Origin of the sequence: Phytobacter sp. V69 (assembly GCF_965644215.1) — a bacterium.
GTDB lineage: Bacteria > Pseudomonadota > Gammaproteobacteria > Enterobacterales > Enterobacteriaceae > Phytobacter.
Map to the genome: position 1 here is coordinate 1 of NZ_CBFFRL010000179.1, position 9,624 is coordinate 9,624.

Sequence of the window (9,624 nt, forward strand, 5' to 3'; positions counted from 1 at the left end):
AGTCATGATAATAGGGCCTTCTGATTAGAAGGCCCTATTATCAATGATTTTTATCCTCGTGACGACACTATCTAGCGCCCCGTCTATCGCCGAGTGCCACGGCAATTTCGAATGCCGTTTGTATGACGACGCGATGGTCGATACCTACAATTTCTTTATTTTTGAAGTGGTCGCCGCGCGGGTAAAACCCCAGCCGACGTGGCCGCAAACCCTGCACTACGCCGGAGGGGGTCTGTTTCGCACGGATGGCGATGTCATCGACCGCAAGAAATTATTTACCAAAGTGTCCTGAGAATTACTCTTCCAGCAGAGGGGCAAAACCACCATAGATCATGCGCTTGCCATCGAAGGGCATTTCATCGCCCAGTTCACGCATCCGGGGGTCGGCCATCATTTTTTGATTGGCGGCATCGCGCACTTCTTTAGACGGGTACTCAATCCAGCTAAAGACCACCTCTTCGTGATCCTCTGCTTTTACCGCCATACGAAAGTCGGTGAGGTTTCCCGCCGGAACGTCGTCCGCCCAGCATTCCACCACCCGCGTGGCGCCAAACTCTTTAAACAGCGGGGCGGCTTTGGCCGCAAGCTGCAAATACGCCTCCTTCTTATCTGCCGGAACCGCCACCACAAACCCATCGACATACTTCATGAGTTAGCCTCCGAAGTGAACCACGCAGCGGGACGATTCCCGCCGCGTCTGGCTGACTAAGTTTAGTCCTGAGACCAACAGAAGGCGTAACGCACCACATCGTCACTGAGAATAAATTCCGGGGAGACGCTCGGACTCCAGGAGTCATCTCCGCCCAGCCCCATATGAAACGCATCGAGCTGTAGCCAGCATCCGGCTTCTTCACGCAGCAAATGGCGATGGGAGGTTTCTCGCAGCTGCTGCTGGCTGTAGCGACTCAGAGAGAAGTGGAACTGGCCGCTCAGGCGATGGGCTCCGTAATTCAACGCTCGCGTGTCACAGCGCAGGCCGTTTTCGGTCGGGAAAATGTAGTCCGTATGCAACTGTGCAAGCGGTAATGTCCAACGCCCCTGCCGCGCAGCCAGCTTACGATCCGGGTAGTTTTCGTGCGGCCCAAGGCCCAGCCAGTTGGCCTGTTCCGCCACCTCTGCGAACTGACACTGTAGGCCAATGCGCGCGGGCGGCGGCGCGTCCAGACTGCGTTGCACCTGAACGTCGCCATGCAGAACCCCATCGCCATCCACTCGCCAGGTTTTCTCGCTAATGAACAGCGTTTGTCCGTTGTGCTGCCAGGCATGACGCGTGGCGATAACCACATCATGGGCGTTCTCCTGCGCGCCGCACTGTAACAGCACTGGCGTCAGGTCATACATTCCCGCCGCTTTCCAGCGTTCCACCCACGCGTTGGGGTCGATTGTCGTGGCTTCGCTGACGCCGATATCGTTATCCAGCGGCGCGCGGGTAAAGCTATCGCATACCGGCGTGAGGAGCGTGGGTTGCCCATCGCGCCACCATTGCGTCAGATGGCCGCTCGTGCGGCTGAACAGCCAGCGATGCCCACCCTGCTCGATCGCGAAATGCGCCTCGTCGCGCAGTAACATTGGCCGCGGTTTCACCGCTTTCTCTGCCGGCAACGCCAGCGCGGTTTGCAACTGCCACTGATCCCAGGCACAGTGATGCTGCGCCGGTGACCAGCTTGTCGCATCGCACTGATAAATATCCACATTCAGCCAGACATCACCCGGTTGTGCGTCCAGTACAGGGCAGTTCAGCTCAATGCGCTGCGTTCCCTGCGGAGCAATCGCCAGCGCCACCTCGCCTTGTGCCAGCACGTCGCCGTCACGGGAAATGGACCAGCGCAGAACCTCGTTATCCGTTGCGCGGAACAAATACTCGCTGGTTACATCAATCACCAACGGCGAGGTACCAATCAGTTGGAACTGGAAAAATTGCTGGGCGCGCTGCGCTTCATACAGTGTCGGATGCGGCGTTCTGTCCGGGAAAACCAGCCCGTTCATACAGAACTGTCGGTCGTTCGGCGTATCGCCAAAATCACCGCCATAGGCCCAAAACGGCTCGCCTTTTTCGTCAATTTTGGTCAGCGCCTGGTCAACCCAGTCCCAGACAAACCCGCCCTGCAGACGAGGATAAGCACGGAACGCCTGCCAGTATTTAGCAAACCCACCAAAGCTGTTGCCCATCGCATGCGCGTACTCGCAGAGGATCAGTGGACGGGTTTCGTCCGGCATGCTGACCCATTTTTTGATCGACCATTTCGGCACCGCCGGGAACGGTTGGTCCTGATCGACGCGGGCATACATCGGGCAGACAATGTCCGTCGCCGCAGTGTTGGCACCGCCGCCTTCGTACTGCACCGGACGCGTCGGATCGGTGGTTTTCACCCAACGATAGAGCGCATCGTGCGTCGCGCCATGGCCGGACTCATTCCCCAGCGACCAGATGATAATCGACGGATGGTTACGATCGCGCTGCACCATGCGGGTCACCCGCTCGCTCATCGCCGGAAACCACTGCGGATCGTCAGACAGGCGGCTCATCGGCACCATGCCATGCGTTTCAATATTCGCTTCGTCCACCACATACAGCCCGTATTGATCGCACAGGCGATACCACAGCGGGTGGTTCGGGTAGTGTGAACAGCGTACGGCGTTGAAGTTGTGCTGCTTCATCAGTTCGATATCGCGGCGCATGGTGGCTTCGTCGATCGCCTGACCGTTTTCCGGGTGATGTTCATGGCGGTTGGCGCCACGGATCAACAGCGGCTGGCCGTTCAGCTTCAGCAGCCCTTCGCTGATCTCCACATGGCGGAAGCCCACATCGCAGGCTTCCACTTCCAGCAAACGGTTTTCAGCGTCATACAATGCAATGGTCAGACGATACAGCTCAGGCGTTTCCTCGCTCCACAGCAGCGGCTGGTCAACGGACATTGCAACGCTTAAACGCTCGGCCCACGCACCGCGTTCATCCACCACCGCGCCCCCCGGGGCCTGGCGGGCCTCGGCGATTTTTTCTTCACCGCGCCACAGAGCAACGGCCACCTGGCAGCCAGCAAACTCACCGGACAGCTCAACCTCCGTTTGCAATTGCGCGTGGCTAAACTCCGCGTTTAGCCGGGTGGTGTAGTGATAATTGGCAATGCGCGTGTGCGGTTTATGTTGCAGAGAGACGTCGCGGAAAATGCCGCTCATCCGCCACATATCTTGGTCTTCCAGATAACTGCCATCGCACCAGCGCAGCACCATCACCGCCAGGCGGTTTTCGCCGGGCACCAGTATGTTACTTAAGTCAAATTCAGCAGGCAGACGGCTGTCCTGGGAATAGCCGACCCACTGTCCGTTACACCAGAGATAAAACGCGGAGTTGACCCCGTCAAACACGATACGCGTTTGCCCGTTCGCCAGCCATTGTGCGTCGACATTAAATGTGAGCGAGTAACAGCCGGTCGGGTTTTCCTGCGGTACAAACGGCGGATTCACCACAATCGGATAGGTGACGTTGGTGTAAATGGGCGTATCAAAACCCTGCATCTGCCAGTTTGACGGCACGGGCATACGCACCGCATCGGCAAGATCTGCGTTGATCCAGCTATCCGGAACGGCCTCCGGCGAGGAGAAAAAGTTGAACTGCCAGTCGCCATTGAGTAAGCGACGGGTTGCAGGCATCTCATGATGAAGCGCTTCGCCCAGATCGCGCCAGCTGAACATGGGCGCATGAGCCGGTAAACGGTGCCAGTGAGTGATGACCGGATTTTCCCAATCCCGACGAGAGAACAACGAACTTAACGCGGAAACAGACATATCGACCTCATTTTTGCGAAGCGCTCACAATTTTATGCACAATGCACCGAATTGGCGCTGGCGTAAAGGTTTTACGCGCGCCAAAGCGAAAGGGATCACAAAAGACTTAACGACGATCGAGCAGTGCAGCGAGCTGCGCCAGCTCGTTTAAGCGTCTGGCCAGAGTTTCACCGCTGACGTTAATCGATGTCACCGGAGAGGTTGAGGCTCGCTCCACCAGCGTCACCGGCAGCAGCGTCTGGCTGACCGTCAAATCGTCGCTGGAAAGGCGTGAAAGTACCCATTCCACGCTACGCTCGCCCGCGATTTTGAACGCCTGGTGGATAGTGGTGAGCGGCGGTGAGTACCAGGCACTATCGGCGGTATCATCATATCCCACCACTGAAATCTGGCCCGGAACGGTTAAACCCCGTTCCACGCAAACACGCATCACCCCCAGCGCCATCTGATCGTTGGCAACCAGAATGGCCTGCGGCGGCGTATCTGCCGCCAGAAGCAGATGCCCTTTTTCATAGCCGGACGCCGCGCTCCAGTCGCCATATTCACAACCACAGGGCGATAATCCCGCCTCCTCCAGCGCAATCAGCCAGCCTGACATTCTTGCCCGTGCGGAGACCGATGACTGCGGTCCGCCCAGCAATGCAATATGCTGATGCCCCTGCTCCAGCAGATGTGCTGCGCCAAGACGCGCACCCTGGTCAGCATCAAAAATCAGACTGTTGACCGCCGCCGTTTCGCCGACATCAAGAAAGAGGACAGGGACCGGGCCTGCCAGTACCGATACGGACTCAGCCTGCTCATCATCCAGCGGGACGTTGATCAGTAGTCCATCGACCCGCTGGGCCAGCAGATCCTGCAGCGCGGCAGTGCATCCCTGCGCGTCTTGCGCTTCGGGCATAGAGATGATCACACTTACACCGGACTGTGCGGCTCGAGATTTTACCGCCGAGGCAATTTGTGAGGGAGCATGCAGGGCCAGGTCGGAGGTTAGCAGCCCCAGCGTTTTAGTTCGTTTCCCCGCCAGCTGCTGTGCCCCACGGTTGGGGATGTAGTGCAGCTCCGCCATCGCCGTCAGCACTTTTTCCCGCGTACGCGTCGACACGTGCTTTCCCTGATTGATCACCCGCGAAACGGTTTGGTAAGAAACCCCGGCAAGTCGGGCGACATCATAGAGAGTAATGGTTTTCATGGCACTCATCTGGCGGCGGATTTCAAGCCAGTGTACCTGATTACTGCAGCAACTGTTACGCACGGGAAAGAAATGCCATGCAGGCCACAATGCGGCGTCAGAAAAATGAAAAGGCAGAAAAAGAAATGTCGACGAGCCAGACAGGCTCGTCGTAAACATCGTCCGTGATGATGATGAGATGGTTACAACATATTTATATTTTGCGTCATCATCACAAAACTGCGTGCAAATTAAATGACAGTTTCATGACAATAAAATTACTGCTGGCGCGGAATTGGAAACCCTTTTATAGAAATAACGAAACTATCGCCTTCTTTTTTTATTTTCGCGCCGGCATCACACCAGTCAGTAGCGATGCGAAAAAACTCATCGCTACCGATATTCCAGTTCAGACGAACATGTTTGACAAAGCCTGAGCGTAACAGGTCACAGGCCTCGCAATAGTTGCTGGCCGTTGAGAGCAGTTGTTGGTTCATTTTTTCTTCTTCAGAAGTTTACGTAATGCCTTGATCTCTTTTGGATTTAATGGAGCAGTACTTTCTTCTTCGAGGTGCTGGTTATCGATATCTTCTTCCGATACCCCACCCTGTTCAGCAGACTGGAATGCCAGCAGCAGCAGTTTTTCAGTCGCTGTACTGAGGTTCTCATTATTTTCTTCTGCGTAATGACGGAGCTTCTCTTTTAACGTCTGATCAATTTTGACGTTCAATACCGCACTGGTCATGATTATCCCTTCCCGTGTGAGTTAGCAAACTATTAATACACGAAGTTAACATACTGATCCAGAGTTATATTAAAAGCTTATGACAATTTAAAAATGCCCACAAATATTTTACCCGCCATTTATGACAGTTAAGTGAAGTTAATATTTCAGGTATATGACAATATATTATTAATGATGACGAATGGATAACCACAGGTCCTGAGCGGGGTGATGACGCGCGCGTTTTCTTCGGTGGTGAAGGTGTTATGTGTCAGCAAATTGCTTTACTTGCGCTTCGTCGCGATTAGTATAACTCGCTGATGATACTAAGAATAACCTTAACTGCTAATTATCACCACCGGCAATCATTTTAATAAGGCAGATTTACATGCGTTTTAAAAATAAATTATCGTTAGTGTTGGCCATGGCGGCCTTTTCGACCTCTGCCTTCGCAACGGATGGCTACCGTGATATGAAATTCGGCACATCTACCTCCACCGTTATCGCGCAGGCGAACTGTACAATGGAAGAGCCGGAAGAAGCACCTATCGGCAAGATGTATAGCTGTGAAGACTTTGCCTTTGCCGGTAAAAAAACCGAAGCCACGCTGTTTTTTGTTAACGATAAATTTATCCGCATCGCGATTGTGATCCCCGATGAAGACGTCGTGAAAACCCTTGAGACATTGAAGAAAAAATATGGCGTCGCCGCGCACTCTACGCAAAAAGAGATGCAGGATGTGGATCTTTATCCCAATAAGACGGCGTTTATTAATTTCGACAACAACCACATCTCGCTGTTGATGACCAGTGATGAAGACGCGGAGAGCAACGTGGCATTGATCTATTCCGCAGAAAACATCATGGAAATTCAAAAATCGCGCAGCTCCGTGACCGGGGACGATCTCTGATTCCTGGATTCAGACATCAGTCTTAGCGCGTTAAACGCCGCCACGCCTCGCGGGTGATCTCCCAGAGTTCGGAGTCCAGTTCACCCGCCACATACTGCGCTTTTTCACGACGAACCAGGCGCATGCCGCTACGCTGCGAGAAGTTGACTGAACGGGTGTTAGCGGCCGCTTTCGGCGCGCGCAGCACCTCTTTATCTAATTCCTCAAACCAGAAACGCGTCACCGCATCACTGGCTTCGCTCATCAAGCCCTGCCCCTGCCATTCGGGCATCAGCCAGAACCCACGGTTGCAATCGGGTACGTCCATCAGGCAAATCACGCCAATAAGCTGCTGAGGCTCCGCTTTACGCCGGATAGACCAGTACCATCCTTTCCCCGCCTCGGATGCAGGCAACGCGACATGATTCACATAGTGTGCGGCACCGTCGTCCGGATAAGGCCAGGGAATGGTGCCAACCAGATAACGCACGATTTCCCAGCGGGGAAAAACACGCTGAATGTGTTGTGCATCGGCAGAGACAAGTGGCTGAAGGAGTAAGCGTTCGGTGGTTATGTGCGGCGTGGTCACAGGCATCCTTTCTGCATAAATGGCGTTAAATTGACCATAAAACAGAAGCAACGCAGAGGGCAAGGAAAAGAGAGGAGAGAAACAGTACCAGAAATGGGTGGGGGCCCTGCCAGCTACATCCCGGCACACACGTCCTTTGCCTTGGCTGCTTCCTTCCGGACCTGACCTGGTAAACAAAGTAGCGTTGCGGGAGAACCAACAGAGCCCCCATTGAGAGCGTTGTTAACCAACGCGCTGGCGCATTATCCATGTCCCATACCACAATTGCAAGCCGCACTCTGACGGATGCCGATTTCTTGCGCAATCCCCCCTTCACAGTCGCGAGCTGACTGTTTATGCTGACCTTTCGTCAGTCAGGAAGGCAGTATGGATAATCACGATTCTTTTCCACAGCGGGTCTGGCACATCATTGCCTCAATTCCGGAAGGGTATGTCACCACCTACGGCGATGTCGCCAGGCTGGCAGGCTCACCGCGTGCAGCAAGGCAGGTCGGCGGCGTGTTAAAGCGCTTACCGGAAGGCAGCACCTTACCCTGGCACCGGGTGGTCAATCGCCACGGCTGCATTTCATTAAGCGGACCGGATTTACAGCGTCAGCGGCAGGCATTACTGGCAGAAGGTATTGTAGTATCCGGCAGTGGGCAGATTGATTTGCAGCACTACCGCTGGATTTACTAAAACCTCCCCTCCCGGCAGGAGAGGAGGCACGCACATCATTACATCTGAGTCGGAGCAGGCGTGGCCGCAGAAGGACTTACCTGCGTCGGTGACGTTGAAGGCACGGTTGTTGCGGCCCCTCCACCTGGCTGTAACGGAATCGCGGTTTGCTGCACCGGAACCAACGTCAAGTCAGCTTTGGTACCGCCCTGGTTAATAATCGGTTTAACCGTATCGGTCACAAAGACCATTTTGTCGTCGATCATGATCGCCGCACTTAGCAGCAGACGGGCGTTAGGCTGGATATCCGCCGGGTTGAACGGCAAGACAAAGCTGAACGGTGCCTGTTTACCCTCGGTACGTACCGCTTTTTGGGCAATCACTTTAGACGGCGCATCGGCCATAGAGGCGTCAGAAACAGTCACGGTTAAGACCGCATTCGGCGGCAGTGCCACTTTCTGGCGGATCCACACCGTACCGGAAACGTTAGGCTGGGCTATCGCCGCGGTACTCTCTGCTGGTACCTGCGGGTTCGGTGCAGGTACGGGAATGTCTGCGGCTTTCTTGGCGCAGGCAGTCAGCGCTACAGCGACTGCTAAACCACTTAACATGTGCACGAGTTTCATGAGGTCTCCTTATCTTCTATGCACCAGCAAGAATGTTTCCTGCCAGAATGTGTGGTTGAACCATCGTAACGTGTTCAAGTGTGGCACATATCACTGATATCTGCCTGCAAACCCCCATTTATTCAGATTATTGCACCCATCGGACCACTTTTATTTCCAGGTTATACTGAACAAGGAATCCGCTGCGTCGGTTTTATTTTTATTGAGGACACCTATGAGTCAGGCGCTTACTAATCTGCTGTCATTATTGAATCTGGAAAAAATTGAGGAAGGTCTGTTTCGGGGGCAGAGCGAAGATTTAGGCCTGCGCCAGGTGTTCGGTGGTCAGGTCGTTGGGCAAGCGCTGTACGCAGCCAAAGAAACCGTGCCGGCAGACCGGCTGGTACACTCTTTTCACAGCTATTTTCTGCGCCCCGGCGATAGCCAAAAACCCATTATCTATGACGTTGAAGTGTTACGTGACGGCAACAGCTTTAGTGCCCGTCGCGTGGCCGCCATTCAGAACGGGAAGCCGATTTTCTATATGACGGCCTCGTTCCAGGCACCTGAACCAGGTTATGAGCATCAAAAAACCATGCCTGCTGCGCCGGAGCCGGAATCGCTGAAATCCGAAACGGAAATTGCCCGTGAGCTTTCCTCATTTTTACCGCCGCTGGTGAAAGAGAAGTTCCTTGGTGACAAGCCGATTGAAATCCGCCCCGTTGAATTTCACAACCCGCTGAAAGGGCATGTCGCCGAGCCGACCCGTCAGGTCTGGATGCGCGCCAACGGCACGCTACCGCAAGATTTGCGCGTTCAGCAATATCTGCTCGGGTACGCGTCTGATTTCCACTTCCTGCTGGTTGCGCTCCAGCCGCACGGCGTCGGTTTCCTTGAAAAAGGGATGCAAGTCGCCACCATTGACCACTCAATGTGGTTCCATCGCCCCTTCGATTTGAACGACTGGCTGCTTTACAGCGTTGAGAGTACGTCGGCATCCAGCTCGCGTGGTTTTGTTCGCGGTGAGTTCTATAACCGTGACGGCGTATTGGTTGCGTCCACCGTGCAGGAAGGGGTGATGCGCAACCGAGATGCGGCGGTCTGACGCCTTCCCTCCTCACATCACAGCCGTAAAAAACCACCTGCATAGCAGGTGGCATTGATAACGCCCCATAGGGGCGTACTCAGTCCAGACTCTGAGAGTCT

The 9,624-nt window shown here is 54.5% G+C and carries 11 protein-coding genes and 1 other RNA gene; 4 read left to right on the forward strand and 8 right to left on the reverse strand.

Annotation, left to right across the window (positions count from 1 at the left end):
• Positions 1–43 precede the first annotated feature (43 nt).
• On the forward strand, positions 44–292 hold the full coding sequence (locus ACSZPU_RS20005; protein WP_499002407.1) for a flavin reductase: 249 nt from the start codon (positions 44–46) through the stop codon (positions 290–292).
• Positions 293–295: 3 nt separating this feature from the next.
• Here the strand turns inward: ACSZPU_RS20005 and ACSZPU_RS20010 are convergent, their stop codons facing one another.
• From ACSZPU_RS20010 to ACSZPU_RS20030, 5 genes are all read right to left on the reverse strand, one after another.
• Positions 296–649: a DUF1428 domain-containing protein gene (locus tag ACSZPU_RS20010; RefSeq protein WP_499002409.1), complete on the reverse strand. Its 354-nt coding sequence runs from the start codon at positions 647–649 to the stop codon at positions 296–298.
• 62 nt (positions 650–711) lie between these two features.
• Complete coding sequence (locus tag ACSZPU_RS20015; protein WP_499002412.1) at positions 712–3,786, reverse strand: beta-galactosidase; 3,075 nt, start codon at positions 3,784–3,786, stop codon at positions 712–714.
• Positions 3,787–3,892: 106 nt separating this feature from the next.
• Positions 3,893–4,975 carry a LacI family DNA-binding transcriptional regulator gene (locus tag ACSZPU_RS20020; protein WP_499002415.1) on the reverse strand — a complete coding sequence of 361 codons (1,083 nt, stop codon included), beginning with the start codon at positions 4,973–4,975 and terminating at the stop codon, positions 3,893–3,895.
• 257 nt (positions 4,976–5,232) lie between these two features.
• Positions 5,233–5,451, reverse strand: a complete 219-nt coding sequence (locus ACSZPU_RS20025; RefSeq protein ID WP_041852481.1) for a hypothetical protein — start codon at positions 5,449–5,451, stop codon at positions 5,233–5,235.
• Complete coding sequence (locus tag ACSZPU_RS20030) at positions 5,448–5,699, reverse strand: hypothetical protein (protein WP_499002418.1); 252 nt, start codon at positions 5,697–5,699, stop codon at positions 5,448–5,450. The genes ACSZPU_RS20025 and ACSZPU_RS20030 overlap by 4 nt, the downstream gene beginning before the upstream one ends.
• 367 nt (positions 5,700–6,066) lie before the next feature.
• Between ACSZPU_RS20030 and ACSZPU_RS20035 the strand changes: the two genes are divergently transcribed.
• On the forward strand, positions 6,067–6,588 hold the full coding sequence (locus ACSZPU_RS20035; protein WP_499002421.1) for an HI_1492 family protein: 522 nt from the start codon (positions 6,067–6,069) through the stop codon (positions 6,586–6,588).
• A 22-nt stretch (positions 6,589–6,610) separates the two neighbouring features.
• Here ACSZPU_RS20035 and ACSZPU_RS20040 read toward each other — a convergent pair whose 3' ends face one another.
• Together ACSZPU_RS20040 and ffs are read right to left on the reverse strand one after the other, a co-directional pair.
• A complete protein-coding gene (locus tag ACSZPU_RS20040; RefSeq protein WP_499002422.1) occupies positions 6,611–7,162 on the reverse strand; it encodes a GNAT family N-acetyltransferase in 552 nt (183 codons plus the stop codon).
• 98 nt (positions 7,163–7,260) lie between these two features.
• An RNA gene (gene ffs, locus ACSZPU_RS20045) (signal recognition particle sRNA small type) lies at positions 7,261–7,357 on the reverse strand.
• A gap of 165 nt (positions 7,358–7,522) precedes the next feature.
• Here ffs and ACSZPU_RS20050 point away from each other — a divergent pair.
• Positions 7,523–7,834 carry an MGMT family protein gene (locus ACSZPU_RS20050; protein ID WP_499002425.1) on the forward strand — a complete coding sequence of 104 codons (312 nt, stop codon included), beginning with the start codon at positions 7,523–7,525 and terminating at the stop codon, positions 7,832–7,834.
• A 38-nt stretch (positions 7,835–7,872) separates the two neighbouring features.
• Here ACSZPU_RS20050 and ACSZPU_RS20055 read toward each other — a convergent pair whose 3' ends face one another.
• Positions 7,873–8,439 carry a YbaY family lipoprotein gene (locus ACSZPU_RS20055; protein WP_499002428.1) on the reverse strand — a complete coding sequence of 189 codons (567 nt, stop codon included), beginning with the start codon at positions 8,437–8,439 and terminating at the stop codon, positions 7,873–7,875.
• A 214-nt stretch (positions 8,440–8,653) separates the two neighbouring features.
• On the opposite strand from ACSZPU_RS20055, the gene tesB reads away from it, so the two are divergent.
• Complete coding sequence (gene tesB / locus ACSZPU_RS20060; protein ID WP_499002431.1) at positions 8,654–9,523, forward strand: acyl-CoA thioesterase II; 870 nt, start codon at positions 8,654–8,656, stop codon at positions 9,521–9,523.
• Positions 9,524–9,624: the final 101 nt, after the last annotated feature.

Bases quoted from the DNA above. Each gene is read 5' to 3' on its own strand.
- ACSZPU_RS20015 (WP_499002412.1), bottom strand. From the start codon at position 3,786: ATGTCTGTTTCCGCGTTAAGTTCGTTGTTCTCTCGTCGGGATTGGGAA.
- ACSZPU_RS20005 (WP_499002407.1), top strand. From the start codon at position 44: ATGATTTTTATCCTCGTGACGACACTATCTAGCGCCCCGTCTATCGCC.
- ACSZPU_RS20040 (WP_499002422.1), bottom strand. From the start codon at position 7,162: ATGCCTGTGACCACGCCGCACATAACCACCGAACGCTTACTCCTTCAG.
- ACSZPU_RS20035 (WP_499002421.1), top strand. From the start codon at position 6,067: ATGCGTTTTAAAAATAAATTATCGTTAGTGTTGGCCATGGCGGCCTTT.
- tesB (WP_499002431.1), top strand. From the start codon at position 8,654: ATGAGTCAGGCGCTTACTAATCTGCTGTCATTATTGAATCTGGAAAAA.
- ACSZPU_RS20020 (WP_499002415.1), bottom strand. From the start codon at position 4,975: ATGAAAACCATTACTCTCTATGATGTCGCCCGACTTGCCGGGGTTTCT.
- ACSZPU_RS20055 (WP_499002428.1), bottom strand. From the start codon at position 8,439: ATGAAACTCGTGCACATGTTAAGTGGTTTAGCAGTCGCTGTAGCGCTG.
- ACSZPU_RS20050 (WP_499002425.1), top strand. From the start codon at position 7,523: ATGGATAATCACGATTCTTTTCCACAGCGGGTCTGGCACATCATTGCC.
- ACSZPU_RS20030 (WP_499002418.1), bottom strand. From the start codon at position 5,699: ATGACCAGTGCGGTATTGAACGTCAAAATTGATCAGACGTTAAAAGAG.
- ACSZPU_RS20025 (WP_041852481.1), bottom strand. From the start codon at position 5,451: ATGAACCAACAACTGCTCTCAACGGCCAGCAACTATTGCGAGGCCTGT.
- ACSZPU_RS20010 (WP_499002409.1), bottom strand. From the start codon at position 649: ATGAAGTATGTCGATGGGTTTGTGGTGGCGGTTCCGGCAGATAAGAAG.